Origin of the sequence: Leptolyngbya sp. GGD, assembly GCF_026735145.1 — a bacterium.
GTDB lineage: Bacteria > Cyanobacteriota > Cyanobacteriia > Leptolyngbyales > Leptolyngbyaceae > Leptolyngbya > Leptolyngbya boryana.
Window position 1 is genome coordinate 1,539,703 of record NZ_JAPQKE010000001.1, and the last position, 16,214, is coordinate 1,555,916.

The 16,214-nt window shown below is 46.2% G+C and carries 17 protein-coding genes; 12 read left to right on the forward strand and 5 right to left on the reverse strand.

Annotated elements, in window-relative coordinates; genetic code table 11:
• Positions 1-28: 28 nt before the first annotated feature.
• Positions 29-1,309 carry a D-alanyl-D-alanine carboxypeptidase gene (locus tag OU814_RS07245; protein ID WP_268181572.1) on the reverse strand — a complete coding sequence of 427 codons (1,281 nt, stop codon included), beginning with the start codon at positions 1,307-1,309 and terminating at the stop codon, positions 29-31.
• Between the two features lie 46 nt (positions 1,310-1,355).
• Here OU814_RS07245 and OU814_RS07250 point away from each other — a divergent pair, with 46 nt between their 5' ends.
• Positions 1,356-2,003, forward strand: coding sequence for a cofactor assembly of complex C subunit B (locus OU814_RS07250; RefSeq protein WP_268181574.1), 648 nt, complete (start codon positions 1,356-1,358; stop codon positions 2,001-2,003).
• A gap of 7 nt (positions 2,004-2,010) precedes the next feature.
• On the opposite strand, the gene OU814_RS07255 is transcribed toward OU814_RS07250, so the two are convergent.
• A complete protein-coding gene (locus OU814_RS07255; protein ID WP_268181576.1) occupies positions 2,011-3,132 on the reverse strand; it encodes a cysteine desulfurase family protein in 1,122 nt (373 codons plus the stop codon).
• An 18-nt stretch (positions 3,133-3,150) separates the two neighbouring features.
• Between OU814_RS07255 and OU814_RS07260 the strand changes: the two genes are divergently transcribed.
• Genes OU814_RS07260 through OU814_RS07270 form a run of 3 tightly spaced genes read left to right on the forward strand, consistent with a single transcriptional unit; the run spans position 3,151 to position 4,469 of the window.
• On the forward strand, positions 3,151-3,462 hold the full coding sequence (locus OU814_RS07260) for a hypothetical protein (RefSeq protein ID WP_268181578.1): 312 nt from the start codon (positions 3,151-3,153) through the stop codon (positions 3,460-3,462).
• 6 nt (positions 3,463-3,468) lie between these two features.
• Positions 3,469-3,879, forward strand: coding sequence for a hypothetical protein (locus OU814_RS07265; RefSeq protein WP_268181580.1), 411 nt, complete (start codon positions 3,469-3,471; stop codon positions 3,877-3,879).
• Complete coding sequence (locus OU814_RS07270) at positions 3,876-4,469, forward strand: Uma2 family endonuclease (protein WP_268181582.1); 594 nt, start codon at positions 3,876-3,878, stop codon at positions 4,467-4,469. The genes OU814_RS07265 and OU814_RS07270 overlap by 4 nt, the downstream gene beginning before the upstream one ends.
• Positions 4,470-4,488: 19 nt before the next feature.
• On the opposite strand, the gene OU814_RS07275 is transcribed toward OU814_RS07270, so the two are convergent.
• Together OU814_RS07275 and OU814_RS07280 are read right to left on the reverse strand one after the other, a co-directional pair.
• Positions 4,489-5,007: a Uma2 family endonuclease gene (locus OU814_RS07275; RefSeq protein WP_268181584.1), complete on the reverse strand. Its 519-nt coding sequence runs from the start codon at positions 5,005-5,007 to the stop codon at positions 4,489-4,491.
• A 116-nt stretch (positions 5,008-5,123) separates the two neighbouring features.
• On the reverse strand, positions 5,124-6,158 hold the full coding sequence (locus tag OU814_RS07280) for a toll/interleukin-1 receptor domain-containing protein (protein WP_268181586.1): 1,035 nt from the start codon (positions 6,156-6,158) through the stop codon (positions 5,124-5,126).
• 46 nt (positions 6,159-6,204) lie between these two features.
• Between OU814_RS07280 and OU814_RS07285 the strand changes: the two genes are divergently transcribed.
• The 6 genes from OU814_RS07285 to OU814_RS07310 all read left to right on the forward strand — a co-directional run bounded on the left by OU814_RS07285 (position 6,205) and on the right by OU814_RS07310 (position 9,894).
• Entirely contained in the window at positions 6,205-6,333 is a 129-nt protein-coding gene (locus OU814_RS07285; RefSeq protein WP_268181588.1) for a hypothetical protein, read from the forward strand.
• 184 nt (positions 6,334-6,517) lie between these two features.
• A complete protein-coding gene (gene folK, locus OU814_RS07290) occupies positions 6,518-6,988 on the forward strand; it encodes a 2-amino-4-hydroxy-6-hydroxymethyldihydropteridine diphosphokinase (RefSeq protein WP_190650523.1) in 471 nt (156 codons plus the stop codon).
• A 30-nt stretch (positions 6,989-7,018) separates the two neighbouring features.
• Positions 7,019-7,573, forward strand: a complete 555-nt coding sequence (locus OU814_RS07295) for an NUDIX hydrolase (protein ID WP_017289617.1) — start codon at positions 7,019-7,021, stop codon at positions 7,571-7,573.
• Between the two features lie 3 nt (positions 7,574-7,576).
• Positions 7,577-9,013, forward strand: a complete 1,437-nt coding sequence (locus OU814_RS07300; RefSeq protein ID WP_268181591.1) for an FAD-binding domain-containing protein — start codon at positions 7,577-7,579, stop codon at positions 9,011-9,013.
• A 47-nt stretch (positions 9,014-9,060) separates the two neighbouring features.
• The gene (locus tag OU814_RS07305; protein WP_268181593.1) at positions 9,061-9,393 is read left to right on the forward strand and encodes a rhodanese-like domain-containing protein; all 333 of its coding nucleotides are present in this window, start codon (positions 9,061-9,063) and stop codon (positions 9,391-9,393) included.
• An 18-nt stretch (positions 9,394-9,411) separates the two neighbouring features.
• Complete coding sequence (locus tag OU814_RS07310) at positions 9,412-9,894, forward strand: anthrone oxygenase family protein (protein WP_326498289.1); 483 nt, start codon at positions 9,412-9,414, stop codon at positions 9,892-9,894.
• Here the strand turns inward: OU814_RS07310 and OU814_RS07315 are convergent.
• A complete protein-coding gene (locus tag OU814_RS07315; protein ID WP_268181595.1) occupies positions 9,871-10,647 on the reverse strand; it encodes a S8 family serine peptidase in 777 nt (258 codons plus the stop codon). The two genes, OU814_RS07310 and OU814_RS07315, sit on opposite strands and share 24 nt — an antisense overlap.
• 167 nt (positions 10,648-10,814) lie before the next feature.
• Between OU814_RS07315 and OU814_RS07320 the strand changes: the two genes are divergently transcribed.
• Positions 10,815-12,425 (forward strand): hypothetical protein, encoded by a 1,611-nt coding sequence (locus tag OU814_RS07320; protein ID WP_268181597.1) that lies wholly within the window; start codon positions 10,815-10,817, stop codon positions 12,423-12,425.
• A 69-nt stretch (positions 12,426-12,494) separates the two neighbouring features.
• The gene (locus tag OU814_RS07325; RefSeq protein WP_268181599.1) at positions 12,495-16,085 is read left to right on the forward strand and encodes a hypothetical protein; all 3,591 of its coding nucleotides are present in this window, start codon (positions 12,495-12,497) and stop codon (positions 16,083-16,085) included.
• Positions 16,086-16,214: the final 129 nt, after the last annotated feature.

A 16,214-nucleotide genomic window follows, 5' to 3' on the forward strand; every position in this document is an offset into this window, starting at 1 on the left:
GTACGGTGAACCGTCGAGGCGGTTGGGTTTACCCGCGCTGAACGACCTCAATGCGTTGTGCTGATGGCGTTTTCTTTAACCACGGACTCGGCTGAACCACAGTTGCATCGATGTTTGCACCCCATACTTTCTGCAAAGCTTGCAAGAGTAAATCTTGTTGATATCGCAGTTCCAGAATGTCAGTGCCGCGATTGATCACCGCGAAATAGATCAAACCGCGATCGCGAGTTGGTAACACTCCTGCTAGAGCGCTCACTTCTCTGAGAGTTCCGGTTTTAATGACGGCGTGTTCTGGCACTGAGCGATCTTCTAAGGTTCCGTTACGATCGATACCGGAAGCCGGGAAGAAATCAGCGATCGACAAGTTTAATGGATACAGAGTACGATCGAGGGCTGCAAACATGGCACAAGCTGCATGAGGAGAGATGCGATTTTCAACTCCGAGTCCAGACCCATTTGCTAGCAAGAGTTCATTGGGTGAAACGTTTGCGGCTGAAGCTGCTTTTTCAATCACAGTCTTCACACCACCTAAGTTATCGGCTAGCATCTGCGCCATCTCATTTTGGCTATGAACATTGAGATATTTGAGCACATGCACTAACGGTAGCGATCGATGTTTTAACAAAATAGTCGGTTGGTTAGCCGCTCCAGTTCTGACTTTTCCTTTGATTTCAATGGTTGGACGTTTTCCTGAAACTTCCCCAAATTCATCACGAATGTCAGAATCCCACGTTTTTGAGTTGAGTGCTTGTTTGAGCAGTTCACCGGACTGCAGAGTGCTCTCTCGAAAGTTGAGCATAAAGCTACCTGTGATCACTAAATCTCCTGTCACACGAGTAATTCCAAGTTGATTTAAGGCATTGCCAAGCGCGATCGCATCTTCCCAGACAAACAGAGGATCACCACCACCTTGAATGACTAAATCCCCCTGTAACACCCCGTTTTCAATAGCTCCAGTTGTACCGATCAGCGTCTCAAATTGGTGATCGACTCCCCAAGTCTGTAAGGCTGCCAGCGAAGTTGCAACTTTGGTCAGAGAAGCTGCTGGCACAGGAGTTGTACCTTGATTGCTAAGCAGCAGATTCGCGCCAGATTGCAGCCAAATTCCTTGCTCATTCGCCTTTAATCCTTGGCTGTTGAGGAATTTCAGATAATCTTTGACCACTTTTTCGGCATCTGGATCGCTCGCCTGCCAGAATGGAGTCTGAACCGTGACGCGATCGAGCATTTCGCTCGGATCAAATGAGGTGGGTAATCCCGCCATTTTCAGCCACCCTGACAGTAATCCTGCACTCAACAGATCCAGCAAATCACATCCTCCTGTACGGTTAAAGAATATTGCTCAACCAAGTCCTATGGCAAAGTCTGATCCGAATCGAATTTTACGCCTTTTACCGATCGCAGTTGGCGTTTTGGGTGGAAGTTTGTTGTTTACGAATCGAATTCTCACCCCTGTTCTCACTGATTCTCAAGCGCGATCGGATGCCTTGGGTGTGATTTTGAGCGCGATTCTGATTTTGACGGGCTTAATCTGGCAGCAAATCCAGCCTCGTACACCTGATAGTGTCGAATTAATCGGTGAAGAAGGGTTTGATCTCGATCCAGACTTACCGGAAGCTGTAAAGACTGAGTTAGCATGGGCTTCTCATATTCTGCTGACGAATACGGTAACGCGATCGCTGATTGTTTTCTATCGCGGCAAAGTGCTGCTGCGTCGTGGCATTCTTAGCCCTGTGAAAGAGGTAAAACCGGGCGCAATCTTAGCGCGAGTTCTCGAGAAGCAAAAACCGATTTATCTCGTCGCACTCAATGTTTATCCTGGCAAGATTGAGTTTGACTATCTGCCCGAAAATACGCAGGGTGTGATTTGTCAGCCCATCGGTAAAGAAGGCGTTTTGATTTTAGGAGCGAATGCACCTCGAAGCTTTACCAAGCAGGATGAAAATTGGGTGAGTGCGATCGCAGAAAAACTCGATTACAGCCTGAGTCAATTATCAAATTGAAAGAGTGCTAGCTTCGTAACGCTTTGACCGTCTGCAAAACACATTGTGCTGCTTGATCAATGTCTGCCTCTGTATTGAATCTGCCAATGCCAAATCGGATCGAAGCAAAGGCTAATTCATCAGGGACACCGATCGCGGTTAAAACGTGGGAGGGTGCAATTTTTGCAGAGGTACAAGCAGAGCCGGATGAAATCGCGATCGTCGATTGCACACCGAGGAGAAGGGCTTGCCCATCGACATTCTCAATGCTGATATTTAGGTTTCCGGGGAGGCGTTGAGTGGGGTGTCCGTTGAGATGGATGCCTTCAATGTTCAACTGCTGCCATAAGCGATCGCGCAGGACTCGAATTTTTTCTTCTGGTTCAGCAAGCTCGATCGCTTTACCGAGTCCGACAATTTGAGGCGTGTACAGTGTTCCCGATCGCATTCCTCGCTCATGTCCACCTCCATGTAACTGGGCAGAGAGTTGAACTCGTGGATTTTTCCGCCGAACATACAAAGCTCCAATGCCTTTGGGTGCATAGAGCTTGTGTCCTGTAATGGACATAAGATCAATGTTTTTCACAGTCAGGGGAATTTTACCAATGGCTTGTGCTGCATCGGTGTGAAACAGGACATTGCGACTGTGACAAAGCTCGCCAATCTGCTCAATCGGTTGAATGACTCCGATTTCATTATTTGCAGCCATAATCGAGACTAGAATTGTATCTTCACGCATGGCTTTTTCGAGTTCTTCTAGATTGATCAAGCCAAAGCGATCGACTCCTAAGTAAGTCACTTCAAATCCAAGCGATTCTAAATACCGGCAAGGATCTAACACTGCATTGTGCTCAGTTTGAACCGTGATGATATGTCGTCCTTGGCTAAAGTAAGCTTCTGCAACACCTTTAATCGCTAAATTATTTGCCTCAGTTGCACCGCTAGTAAAAATAATTTCTTCTGGAGTTGCGCCTATCTTATCGGCGATGATTTCTCGTGCTTGTTTGACAGCGGCTTCTGCTTCCCATCCGTACGCATGAGTCACACTCGCAGGATTGCCGTAATGCTCAGTGAAGTAGGGAAGCATTGCGGCTAAAACGCGGTCGTCTACTCGTGTGGTTGAATGATTATCGAGATAAATGGGACGCATGAGCGAATGAGGGGGTAAATGGTAAATCCGCTTGATCCGTATGAACAAATTTTATTTGCAAACTACACAGAAGCGGAGGCTTTAGAGATTGAAGCACTCCTAGCAGATTGGGATCAGGCGACTTATGAGACTCTTGCTCATAGTATCGTTGACCACGCTGAACGACATGGATATTCTGGCAATTATTTGCGCTATCTCCGCAAGGCTAAGAATTTCAACAAGAAGAGCGCGAAACAGAAGACTTTAGCGGATGGCGCAATAAGATGGAACAAAGGATTTGAATTTTTGATTGAGCGGTCAGGGAAAATCATCTCATATGGAGAGAATTAACGAATTATGAGTGAGCAACTTCTATCTCGTTCGTCTGACCTTGAACTCGTTCACATTCGCAAACGGATTGAACAACTCAACATAGATTACCAAGCGCTCAAATCCGAGCGGCATCAACTCGCAGAATGGGAAGAAGATCAAACCTTCAGTATCCTGGGCGAAATTGAAATGTTCACAACTCAAATTCAAGGCTATGCGCATCAGATTTTGAGCCAAAAAATGCGATCGACGATCGAGGAAACCATTCAACATCTCAAAGCAATCAAACTGTTTGAGATTGATTATTTCTTAGATTGGTATTTCGCTGAAAACAATGACTACACGCAACTCAAACGCTATGTAGAAGCGCAAGATTATCTAAGATTACTGTTGCTAGAATATCTCAACCAAACTCAATTACATCCAGTCGTGCAATGAATGTGCCAACGCTAAAACGGTTCACGATCGAGGAATATCACCGCTTAACCGAGTTGGGATTTTTCCAGGAAGACGATCATATTGAACTGATTCGAGGACAATTGATTCACATGGCAGCAAAAGGCAAAGCACACGAAACCTGCAATCGAAAACTGCTCCGAGAATTGCCACGCTTGCTAGGCGATCGCGCAACGCTTCAGAATCAATCGCCGATTACACTTCCCAACGATGGAGAGCCAGAACCTGATTTTGCAATTGTTCAGAATCGCCCGGATGATTACCTTTCAGGACATCCCAGACCCGAAGATATTTTGCTCGTGATTGAGATTTCAGATCCGTCTCTCACCTATGATCAAGAGGCGAAATTAGAGATGTACGCAGAAGGTAAAATCCAAAATTATTGGATTTTCAATCTCCTCGATCGCGTCTTAGAAATGTATAGCGAACCGTATCGTAAGTCAGACTCAGAATTTGGTTATCGATTGAAGCGGATTGCTTTACCGAATGAGAGAGTGAAGTTGCCTCAGTTTTCGGAATTGGAGTTAGATTTGTCGATCGTATTTCCCCTACAGCAAAACTTTGAGCGCTAGAGTAAATCCTGGAACGACATCATTCTCCGCTTAAAGTCGCTGATTCGGGATATTGCGTAATTGACCGATCGGCACGGTAGACGTAAGCAGTTTTGTTTTTACGATCGATCAACCAGCCCAATTTCACGCCATTTTCAATATACTCCTGCATCTTTTCTTTCAAGCCTTCAAGCGAATCGGACTTGGAGCGAATTTCAATGACGAAATCAGGCACAACCGAAATAAATTTATCTTCTTGTTGATCCCAGTCTTCAGGCAATCGACCCTTCGCAACAAACGCTGCATCAGGCGATCGCACAGCAGTATTTGGCAATCGAAAGCCACCACTTGAGCTGAAGACTTCGCCTAAATCATTTTGTTCGACATGAATCAGAAGATAAGCCCCTGCTTTAATTTCTCGATTGCTCGAAATTCCCCCAGTTGGTGGCATGGTGACTAAACTCCCGTCTGCATTCCGCTCGAATCGCAGTTCAGGATTCTTAGAACTCATCTGCATTAGTTCTTCATCGGTAATCTCGGTGAACGCAGGATGTACCATTAGCTTGTCTAGAATGCGGCGATATTGTTCGACTATAACAGGAAAAATTTAGGAACTCGATCGACGAAAACCTAAATGATTTCTGAAGCTATCGGTTGAATCTTAGAGTTGAGAGGTCAGCGATGAGTGATCCAGTAGGTTAAAGCTCCAAGTGCTAAACCGATCGTTGAAGTGAAAGCCAAAATAAAACATGTATCAATTCTACTGAACGACTCCAAAAGCTGTTTCCCAGCCCAAACCCCAGCAAAAACCAAAGTCCATATTCCAACTGCAACACTAGCACCAGATCCATTTAACACCTTACCTAAAGCTCCATATAAAGCTCCAGACAAAGCCCACGCTCCAACGAGAACCCAAGCCCAACCCCAAGCTTTCGCCGAAACCCAAGCTCCAGCCTCAATCAAAACTCCAGCCAGAGTCAAAGCCCACACTCGAATCTCAGCAGCAGATACGGATAGTAAAAAGCCTAACAGACCATACCCTAATACAACGCAGGTTAGCGGACTCCAAGGTAGTCTTTTGACTAGACAATCATGCTTTCTGACTTGTTTATTATTTTGCTGAGGGGTGTCTTGCTCAGATGGCTGTTGCACAGCTTGCTGCTGTCTTTCCTGATGTTCTTTAATTTGACCTAGTTTTGGTGAGTTTTGTCGTTCTCTCTCTGGTTGTTCTAGCTTATCGTGATGTGCTTGTTTCAATCGTTCTATCGTCTGACGAATCCCCCGCGTCACGCTGAGAAAAGCATCGTCAAGATTTTCCCATTTGGTTACAGGTAAAGTATTCTCAGGTAGCGCTTGGAGTTTTCCAAAGGGGGCATCATTCCAATCGACAGGGCGCAAAATAATTGGGATGACGCAGGCTTCTTTGCGGTCGTGCCTCTCTAATGCTTTTGTCAATTCAATGTCATAACAATAATCTGAAGCCAAAAAATCTGCGCTAATCAGCAACAAAATAATCTGCGCCGAATTCAGATGAGAATCGATCTCGCCTTTCCATTCTGATCCTGGGCTAATTTCTCGATCGTGCCACTCTTTAATCACGCCCTGACGCTTCAGAATACTCAGATGCTTTGCCAATTCATCCCGCAACAACTCGTCTCGATGTGAATACGAGACGAACACCTCAATTGGTTCCGGCGTGAGATTCGACACAGGGCAGAAAGAGCCACTCTACAGCTATAGGATAAATCTTAATCTGATGGAGTCTGAAATTGCACGATCGCTCACCGCTCACCATGCTTTGAACCTCGCGCATCAAGATCAGAGCAGCGCGATCGCTCATCCAAAATTCGCCCGCCATTCTCAAATATTCACGCGCGACACTTAGAGCATCTCGCTCGAATCTCAGAGCGTCTCATGCGAACCTTTAGAACATCTCGCGTGAACCAATTTGCATCGTGCTCAATCGTTCAAACAGTTCCAACCCTGATCAAACGCTCGTCATTCAAGTCGATTCAATGTGCGTCGATTCCGTTGACTATAATTGATAGCCCAACCACAAACCTCATCTGATGAAATACGCGATCGCACTTGGCAGTAACTTAGGAGATTCTCAAGCCATTCTAGAATCTGCGCTCAGTCGGTTAGAAACTGTGATTGCGCGATCGTCTTGGTATCAAACCAAAGCCGTCACCTTACCCAATAGCCCCCCTCAGCCGGACTATCTCAACGGCTGCGCCATTCTCGAAACTTCATTAGAACCCCTTGACCTCTTGGCGAAACTTCAGCAAATTGAAGCGGAGTTTGGACGAATTCGACACCAAAAATGGGATGCTCGCACGCTTGACTTGGACATTTTGCTGTTTGATGATGTAGTATTCCAAACCAAGACGCTCTGCATTCCACATCCTCGGATGAGCGATCGCGCTTTTGTGCTGGTGCCATTAGCCGAAATCGCCCCCGATTGGAGACATCCCCAATTGAATCGTTCGATCGCTGAACTGGCTCAATTCGTCGATGGCTCTGGTGTCAGAAAGCTCTGAGCTTCGATTCACCTTCACCCTGTAAGAGTCATGTCTCTGGGATCAGAACCTCCTCAACTCCTCAAACAACGCCTTTTGTACAAAGGGCGGAAGTTTAACTTTGAAGTCAATCATTTGCGGCTGCCGAATCGGGCAGAGGGCGATTGGGAATGTATTCGGCATCCCGGCGGTGCTTTAGTGATTCCAGTTACGCCCGATGGAAAGTTGGTGCTGGTGAAGCAATATCGATTTGCCGTGCAGCGTCGATTGTATGAGTTTCCAGCGGGGACAGTCGAGAAAGGAGAAGATCCGCTCGAAACTGTGCAACGTGAGATTCAGGAAGAGACAGGATATACCTCAGAGAATTGGAAGAAGTTGGGAGAGTTTTTCTTAGCTCCGGGCTATTCGGATGAGGTGATTTATGCGTTTCTCGCAACAGACGTGACGATCGTGGATCAACCTCCTCCTCAAGATGACGATGAGGATATTGAAACTGTGTTAATGTCTGCGCAAGAAGTAGAAGCGGCAATCCACGCCGGAGACCTCGCAGATTCTAAGTCGATTTCTAGCTTCTTTTTAGCCCGCTCTTTGTTGTCCGACTCCTGAGTTATGTCTGATTTGATTTTGTTTTGGCATCGTCGGGATCTGCGGATCTCTGACAATCTTGGTTTGGCTGCGGCACGCGCACGATCGCGCAAAGTTGTCGGGGTGTTTTGTCTTGATCCCTTGATTCTCGATCGAGACGATGTGGCTCCCGCACGAGTGAAGTATTTGATCGGAAGTTTGAAATCTTTGCAGGAAAGGTATGCAAAGGCAGGAAGTGAATTGCTGATCATTCAAGCCGATCCGAAAGAGGGAATTCCGAAATTAGCACGATCGCTGAATGCTGCGGCTGTGTTTTTCAATCAAGATGTCGAGCCGTATGGACGCGATCGCGATCAATCTGTAGTTGCTGCTCTGAATCATCTGGGTATCGAAGTACAGACATTCTGGGATCAATTGCTGCATTCACCTGAAGAAATCAAATCAGGATCAGGCACACCTTATACGGTGTATTCTCCATTTTGGAAGAATTGGAGCCTTCAGAAGAAAAAAGCGCCTGCACCGGATCTCGAAGGTGTAGAAGGATTGACTGATTCAGAGCGAGAGCAAGCAGAAGGCACGATCGAGCTACCAACTGAAAAGGAACTTGGGTACGTTTGGGATCAGCCTCTCCTACTTGATCCAGGTGAAAAAGCAGCCCAGGAAAGACTCGAAGAATTTTGCTCTAGTGCAATTTACTCGTATCAAGAACAACGAAATTTTCCGGCTCAGTCTGGAACGTCTTTACTCAGTGCTGCATTGAAATTTGGCGTGATTGGAGTTCGGAAGGTTTGGTCAGCGACCGTTGAGACAGCCGAGAATCGCGGAGAAAGTGACGATATTCGAGTTTGGCGGCAAGAGATTGCTTGGCGCGAGTTTTATCAACATGCGATGTACCATTTTCCTGAATTAGCAGACGGTGCTTACCGCAAAGTTCTCAAGGATTTTCCTTGGGAGAATAACGAGAAGTATTTTCAGGCTTGGTGCGAGGGCAAAACAGGCTATCCAATTATTGATGCGGCGATGCGGCAGATGAATGCAACCGCGTGGATGCACAATCGCTGTCGAATGATTGTTGCAAGCTTTTTGACGAAAGATCTGCTGGTCGATTATCGGCTTGGTGAAAAGTACTTTATGCAACGATTGTATGATGGCGATTTGTCGGCAAACAATGGGGGTTGGCAGTGGAGTACTTCAAGCGGAATGGATCCAAAGCCGTTGAGGATTTTTAATCCAGCGAGTCAGGCGAAAAAGTTTGATGCAGATGCGGAATATATTCGCGAATGGTTGCCAGAATTGCGGGGTGTAGAGACGCAAGATTTGATTTCGGGCAAGATTTCAGCAGCGGAGCGCGATCGAGCCGGATATCCAAAGCCGATCATTGATCACGCGGTGCAGCAACGAGTTTTTAAGGAACGGTATGCAGCGCAGAAGGCGACAACCGGAGAGAGTGGGGGTGATTGATCAGAAGAGATCGCGTAAACTAGCTCTAACCCTGATTTTTGATCGCTATGTCCTTTTCTCAAATCACTGTTGAAGACCTGGCTCAATGCCTTGACAATCCAAATATCCAATTTGTCGATGTGCGCGAACCCTGGGAACTTGAAATGGCTTCTCTGAAACCGTTTCAAAATCTCCCACTTAGCCAATTTTCGGAATGGGCTGAGCAAATCTACAGCCAGCTTGATCCTGAAACAGAAACATTAGTCCTTTGTCATCATGGAGTGAGATCGGCGCAGATGTGCCACTGGCTCACCCAGCAAGGATTTACCAATGTAAAAAATATCTCAGGTGGAATTGATGCTTACTCGATCGTAGTCGATCGCTCAGTTCCCCGATACTAAAACTGCTGTCATAGGCACATGATGACATTGCTCAATTCGTCGCTGTTTTCATTCAAGCTTTTTGCTGCCCTTGGCTGTGGATTAGTTGGGGGTGTTTTCTTTGCGTTTTCAACCTTTGTGATGCCTGCTCTGGAGAGCCTGCAACCTGCTCAAGGTATTGCAGCCATGCAATCCATCAACATCAAAGCGATTAATCCGTTCTTTATGTTTGCGATCTTCGGTACAGCAGCAGTTTGTCTACTGCTCGCGATCGCTGCATTGCTCAACTGGCATCAACCGCACACGGCATTTCTTCTAGCAGGCAGTTTACTTTATCTCATGGGTACAGTCGGAGTGACGATCGTATTCAATGTTCCGCTAAATGATGCATTAGCAGTTGTCAAACCCGAGAGTACCGAAGGCGCGAATCTCTGGGCAAGATATTTGACGAATTGGACATTCTGGAACCATATTCGGACGATTGCAGCACTCATCGCATCAGCATTGTTTGCAGCAAGCTAAATGATTTTCCCACTCTAATCCATCCTCATCAAGCACAATTTGACAAGACTGTTCTAACTGATCAATCCATTCATCGACGGTTGTTTGAGGCTGAGCTAGTTTTGCAAGACGACCCGCAACAGTTGCGGCGGCTCCGCTCGTGTCTCCGGGCGCACCTGGCTCCACAAAAAATGTGGTATGGCACCCTGTTCCAGTACTAGGATGTAGCCGTTGTGAATGGTTTGCGAGTTGCAATCCGGCTGGTGTTTGTGCGATCGCTCCAACACTGATCACTTCTCGCAAAATTGCTGGAAATGCCATGCCTTGCCGATGATGGTGTGCATACCCATTTCCGGCTGCTGCAACCGTTGCAACTTGTGAATCTCGGAGCTGAGCAATCAAAGGACGCAAAGGATGCTCAGCATAGTACTCATCGGATTCAGAACAGGTTATATCTGCGATCGCAGCACATACGACTCGAATATTTAGTCGATCGTGATGTTCGAGAATCCATTCAAATGCGATCGACATAGCTTCTAGATTGCGAAGAATCCCTTGCCGATTCACGATTTTAATCGGAACAATCCGTACTTCTGGCGCGATTTGTAGAATCGTTTGAGCGATCGCGGTTCCGTGCGTTCCATAGTCGATGGTTTCATTGCGATCGCCTTCATCACTCAAATTTAATCCGGTCAGCAAGTGAGCAGCATTCACTCGCTCAGGATCAACACCTGTATCGATCACAGCCACACTGATGAGATTCGATGATTGCATAAGCACCTCTCTGAAACCACTCTCATCTCATTAAAAACCACAATTCAGCACTCTATTTTCAACTCCATAACTTTCCATAACTTTCCATTATCGACTGACCTAAGCAGTTCCCATATCGTAAAAGGGTCTTCAACAAGACACCACAAACCTATCCGAGGAACCGCAACATGTTTCTAAAAAACAGAGCTATTCTACGCGCAAATGAAGTTCGGAGCGTAGCAAAACGGGGTGATAGTAAAAATGCCCTCACTGATTTTGATATGGCATTAGCCTTGACGCAACAAGCAATCAACACTCAGCTTCAATACGCTTGGAAAGCATGGGTACGCCGCAAAAACATTGAAAGTGAAATTGTTCTTCCTAAATTTAAACTGAATAAAAATGGTCAACAAGTTCCTGCAACTTACGGCATTCGTACAAAACTGGCACCCATTACCATTGATTTTAATGTTCCGAACGGCAAATTGGGTCAAGTCAATGTTACTCTGCATCTACAATCAGGAGTAGTAACTTACTACGATGAAGAAGCAGAAGATAAAGCTACCTATCCGATCGAAGATTGGAGCATTGGTGTTGTAGTCGATCTCGATAAGAAACCTGTCGATCTCAAAACCTTAGCAGCGATTGATCCCGATGCTAAAAATCTTGCAAGTGAAACAATCTCAAAGTCGGGTCTACCCGAATCCGTTTTCTCGATCGAATATTTATTCCTAAAGTTTACAACTGTTGATCTCCTACTTTCTGGCGGACAACAGATTCAGATCCCTGCGGAAGTTCCACAAGCTGCAAAAACGAAAGCACTTGAATCTCTGAATCTATTGCTGCAAGGCGAGATGGGCGAATTTATGCTCGGAACGGTGGTGCGACGAAACCGTGAACAAGCAACGCCAACGTTTGCGATGACCGACTTTATCTTCCATGTCGATCCGAATGAGATCGCTCCGGAAGCAAGTACTTTGAGCTATTTAGGGATGTTCTCGGATCGTGCTCTGCCGAGCGATCGTAATGGAGCACGCATTAATCTCAAAGATGATTGGATTCGCCCTGATCAAATCAATGGTCAAACCTCGACGATTTCCGGCGTGATGGCGATTCGCAAAGAGAAGTTTTTTGATGAATATTTAATTCCTCTGTTTACTCAACAGTTTGGCTTTTCTCCAATGGTCAACGGGAATACTCGGACTTACTCCAAGTCGGATTCTAGAAGCGATCGACGCAAAGACATCGTCCAACGGATTCTCGATTCCAGTGATAGTTATGCCGTGAGTATTACGCTAGTTCCAGGCACAAACACCTTGAACATCTCTGGTAGTATTTCTAGTTCTCGGACTTATCGTGAACGCACCCTGCCAACTCTCGTCAATAAAGATGGATTGCCGAGTTTATCAGTCAATGGCTCAGGTACTCGAACTTTCAATGCTGCCATTACACTCACAGCTCAGGGAATTGGAACTGAGTTTAGTATTCACCCTGATCTCAATGAGCCTCAATTTTCACCCATTCAGATTTCAGGTGATACGGACGGTTTTGCAGAAGTGACGAAAGCTTTTCAAAAGCTTTTCGGGATCAAAGATATGGAAACAGAACTGGGGAATGCTGCACAAGATCGAGTCAATCAAATCAGCCAAGTTCTCCAGGGCGTGCTGTCTCGAATTGATATTGATCTCTCGAAGCATCAATTCATTCCTCCGGGCGGCGGTGTATTTACGTTTCAGAATCTCCACTTCTCCGATCAAACGGGCGATCTGCTCATGGATGTAATCTATCAAGCTCCTTAGTTCTACTTGCAATGTGGGATCTGTTTGATCTCAGATCCCTGATCCACTTCATTTTTTCAACATAAAATCATGAACACTCCAAACGTTACTAGCTTTTCCACTCTCGACCAGCAAGGACAATCCACCCGCTTCACAGTTTCAACCGATATCATCGATTACATGGCATCTGCTCGCACCTTTGGACGAGAAGATCTCGCTGATCCACAACAACAAGGACGCTTCCAACGCCGAGTCGTTGCGATTCCTGATCGACGTTCTACTGTTCTTACGCCAATGGTGCTAACGATCGGCAATCGCAACCAATTCTCGCTCGTTCGCCAAGATAGCTCAGGCTGGAAACGATTTGATCTCAATCGTGCTTTCGGAAATTCTCAAGTTCATGCTTTGGGTGCTGCCTGGACAGATGACGATCGCATTACGATCGCTGTTGCCGTCAGTGATTCTGTTCAACCTTCGCTCAGCCGCGTCTTTGTTGCTTATGATCTCAGCAGCCAACATACCGATTGGGATAACATTCCTTGGATTGATTGTGGAACTCGCGCCATGATGCGACTCGCTGCAATTCGCGTCTTGGATGATGGCAATCACTGGACAATTGTCCTAGCAGGAAATCAAGGTGCAAATGAAGCCGTTTACTTGTTAAGACCAGGACAGAAGTTTAATCAAGCTTTTGTCTTCAATCCAGCCGTGACTTTGCAAGAAATCTTTGACTTTGAAGTTGGAGTACATCCTGTCTTTGGAGGTGGCTTGCATGTCCTCGGAACAAGTGGAGGGAAGCGTGTGCTTTCTTTCCGTCCATTCCCAACCTATGACAAGACAGGACAGATTGTATCGACTCCACCTGTAGTTGTTTTACCTTGTCCAGCAGGAGCAACGGTTCTCGAATCAACTGTGACTCGCGACGGTGCTAGCGATCTCTACATTGCAGGACAAGGCACTCAGTTCATCTCAGCCGATGAGCAGGATCAAGCCGCGAAAGCAAAAGTTGAAGCAATTGTGCCCGTAGAATTAGCACCAAATGTTGAAGATTTAGTCATCGGAGATAATGCAGACGGAACGATCGCAGTTTGGACATTGCTACAAAATGGTGACTTGAACATTGTAAAGCGATCGACGAATGGCTGGAGTGCGCCGTTACGCCTGCGCACGGATGTACAAGAGATTGCACCGATCCAAGGAGATGACTATGCAACAACTTCGCTATTGATTGTTTACACGAATAGTCGTGCTAGCTATCTTTGGCAAGATGCAGGAACGGGCGTTTGGCAAGAAACTCCGATTCTCGTTGTAGATGCGGGTGAGCTAACTCGGATTCCCTGCTATGGCACTTCACTTCGAGTGCTTGATGCAGTAGGAACACCCCAACCGAATCGCAAAGTAACTGTTTCAGCATCCGTACTGTGTAGCGTAGTGATGAACAATGAAACCGTCTTTCTCAGTCCTAATGTGTCAATCGAGACGGAAACGGATGCCAATGGCGCTGTGAGCATATTTGATGCAGTGCGATCGCTGACTCCTGCGATTTATCGTTTCTCAGTCGAATCGATTGAAACCGCGATCGAAGTTAATCCTGCTGCAAGTGTGCATCAACGATTCAAAACGATGACTGCGGATGACTTGAGATCCGCAACTTTCACAACCCCGGAAGGCACATTTCCATTGTTACCCGAAAGCTTCCGCACCGGAACTAATCGGACTCAAGTCGATGCAATCACAGCTGCATTAAATCAAGTTGCAAAGCTCACCGATTCAACCACCACTGTTGCTCCAGGAGTCCGGCTCGTCGAACCCAATGCAGCTTACAGTTCTGAATTACGATTGGACACCGTACCACAAGGGTATCAGTGGGGGATCATCGCTACAGCTAAAGGCTTAAAGGCAGCGTTGCAGAGTGATGTCGATCGGCTTGTCAAATCCAAGAGTGCAGGCGAATTTTTTACGAACTTAGGAGATACGATCGCAGATTTCTTTGAGGGAGTGGGCGACCTTATCTACGAAGGCGCAGTGTTTGTGATCCAAAAAGCTGGAGAAGCCTATGAGTTTATTTGCCAACTGGGAGACAAAATTAAGCGATTTGCTATCAAAACCTTAGAAGAAGTCGGGTCTTTCTTCAAATGGCTTTGGGAACAAGTAAAAATTAAAGCTGAGTGGGTTTGGGAACACCTGAAGCTTCTCTTTGACTGGAATGATATTCTGTACGTGCGCGATGCGATGGTCGAGGCAACAGATGATGCGCTCCGCTATTTTCAAGCTTCGATTTCTACACTCAAAACTCATGTCGATAAAGGGTTTGACGTAGCATTGAATCAAATCGAAGATTGGCGGACAGAAGCAGGAGTACCACCGAAAAAGCTAGCGCTTATCGCTCCTGGTGCAAGTATTTTGGATGACTTGCAATCGATCACAGCTCCGATTCAAACATTGATTGATCGAGCGACTGGCAACAGTGTAGTTGCTTGGATCAATGAGCGTATCAAAGATATTGGCTCGCAAATTATCAGTATCGAAAGTCCAAATCCTATAACTGAAGCAACCGAAGCTGCGGAATCTTTTATCAAAGGACTATTTTCAGATACAGCGGACAATCTATTCGCGTGCTGGCAGCAGATTGAAGCTGACTTGTCTGCACTGTTTAACCATCAGATCCCAACAGGCAAAGACTTGAATTTTCAATTGATTCGGAATGTCTTAATTGCAGTCGGTGCAGAAGCATTGTCTGGCTTGTTACGGACATTGCGAGATCTGCTAATGCGATCGCTCGAATTGATGAAAGATATCATCGGAGTCCTTCGAGATACTTTATTTCTCAAAGTGCGCTTTCCCTTCATTGAGAAGTTGGTCAATCTGGTGCTTCCGGGTGTGAAAGTCGATACTTCATTCCGGTTAATTGATGCCTTGATGTTACTATTCGCGATCCCCGGCACACTCAGCTACAAGGTGTTTTTCCAAGAAGCTCCACTCAAGAAAGGAGAGAAGTTGATTCTGCCGTTTAACACTCCCATGACCGTACAGTCTGGTGTTGCAGACATCAAGCGATATGCTTGGATTGGCACACTCGTTGGTGCATTCGCGAAATCAGCGATCTCGCTTTATCAAAGTGCCTCAGCAGCTTCAGAAGAAGAACCTGCTTTTCCACCCGAAGTCGCACTTGGACTCGCTTCTGCTTTTGGCGGAATTGGGCTTGCAGCAGAAATCATGGGTCGCCGGGATATCTCTAGTTTGCCAGCAGGTTTGCGAACAGCAGTCGAAGCGTTGCAGTGGTCGATGATTGCGATTTCAGGTTGGATTGCGATGAAAGGAGCTTCAGCAGCAATTCTGGCAAAAGTCAAAGGTGCGAAAAGCGTGGATGCAGTCAAGAAAGCGAATGCTGGATTAGAAACTGTCCTCTATCCGAGCCATTTCCTCTTGCAAACGGTCGCGTACAGTATTGTGATCGATGATGCACGTCGATCGAGCAATCATGATGTTCGCGAACGGCAGTTACCAGATTCGTTCATCTGGGTCGCGGGCTTGTTTGATCAAGGTGGCTCAACTCTATTTGCAAGTGCAGAACTAGCAAAAGCTCAAGTGAAGTTAGCTTTGCTCGCCGCTGGAACAACCTCAAAACTTTTGGCATTCTTAACTTCCATTGGAGGAGTTGCAGCAGAAATATCAGTTTGATTGAGATCATCAGATTTGAGAGGAGATAGAAGCATTACCAGCTTCTATCTTTTTCTTTTAAAGTCAGTCCTCTGAGTCTGGATTCTCCCCACTCCCCACTCCCCACTTTCTCTATCAGATTGATTGTGC

Excerpts from the sequence above, each read along its gene's own strand:
- OU814_RS07315 (WP_268181595.1), bottom strand. The coding sequence starts at position 10,647 with ATGCAATCATCGAATCTCATCAGTGTGGCTGTGATCGATACAGGTGTT.
- OU814_RS07265 (WP_268181580.1), top strand. The coding sequence starts at position 3,469 with ATGAGTGAGCAACTTCTATCTCGTTCGTCTGACCTTGAACTCGTTCAC.
- OU814_RS07310 (WP_326498289.1), top strand. The coding sequence starts at position 9,412 with ATGATGACATTGCTCAATTCGTCGCTGTTTTCATTCAAGCTTTTTGCT.
- OU814_RS07325 (WP_268181599.1), top strand. The coding sequence starts at position 12,495 with ATGAACACTCCAAACGTTACTAGCTTTTCCACTCTCGACCAGCAAGGA.
- OU814_RS07295 (WP_017289617.1), top strand. The coding sequence starts at position 7,019 with ATGTCTCTGGGATCAGAACCTCCTCAACTCCTCAAACAACGCCTTTTG.
- OU814_RS07275 (WP_268181584.1), bottom strand. The coding sequence starts at position 5,007 with ATGGTACATCCTGCGTTCACCGAGATTACCGATGAAGAACTAATGCAG.
- OU814_RS07260 (WP_268181578.1), top strand. The coding sequence starts at position 3,151 with ATGGTAAATCCGCTTGATCCGTATGAACAAATTTTATTTGCAAACTAC.
- OU814_RS07320 (WP_268181597.1), top strand. The coding sequence starts at position 10,815 with ATGTTTCTAAAAAACAGAGCTATTCTACGCGCAAATGAAGTTCGGAGC.
- OU814_RS07285 (WP_268181588.1), top strand. The coding sequence starts at position 6,205 with ATGGAGTCTGAAATTGCACGATCGCTCACCGCTCACCATGCTTTGAAC.
- OU814_RS07300 (WP_268181591.1), top strand. The coding sequence starts at position 7,577 with ATGTCTGATTTGATTTTGTTTTGGCATCGTCGGGATCTGCGGATCTCT.
- OU814_RS07270 (WP_268181582.1), top strand. The coding sequence starts at position 3,876 with ATGAATGTGCCAACGCTAAAACGGTTCACGATCGAGGAATATCACCGC.
- folK (WP_190650523.1), top strand. The coding sequence starts at position 6,518 with ATGAAATACGCGATCGCACTTGGCAGTAACTTAGGAGATTCTCAAGCC.
- OU814_RS07250 (WP_268181574.1), top strand. The coding sequence starts at position 1,356 with ATGGCAAAGTCTGATCCGAATCGAATTTTACGCCTTTTACCGATCGCA.
- OU814_RS07255 (WP_268181576.1), bottom strand. The coding sequence starts at position 3,132 with ATGCGTCCCATTTATCTCGATAATCATTCAACCACACGAGTAGACGAC.
- OU814_RS07305 (WP_268181593.1), top strand. The coding sequence starts at position 9,061 with ATGTCCTTTTCTCAAATCACTGTTGAAGACCTGGCTCAATGCCTTGAC.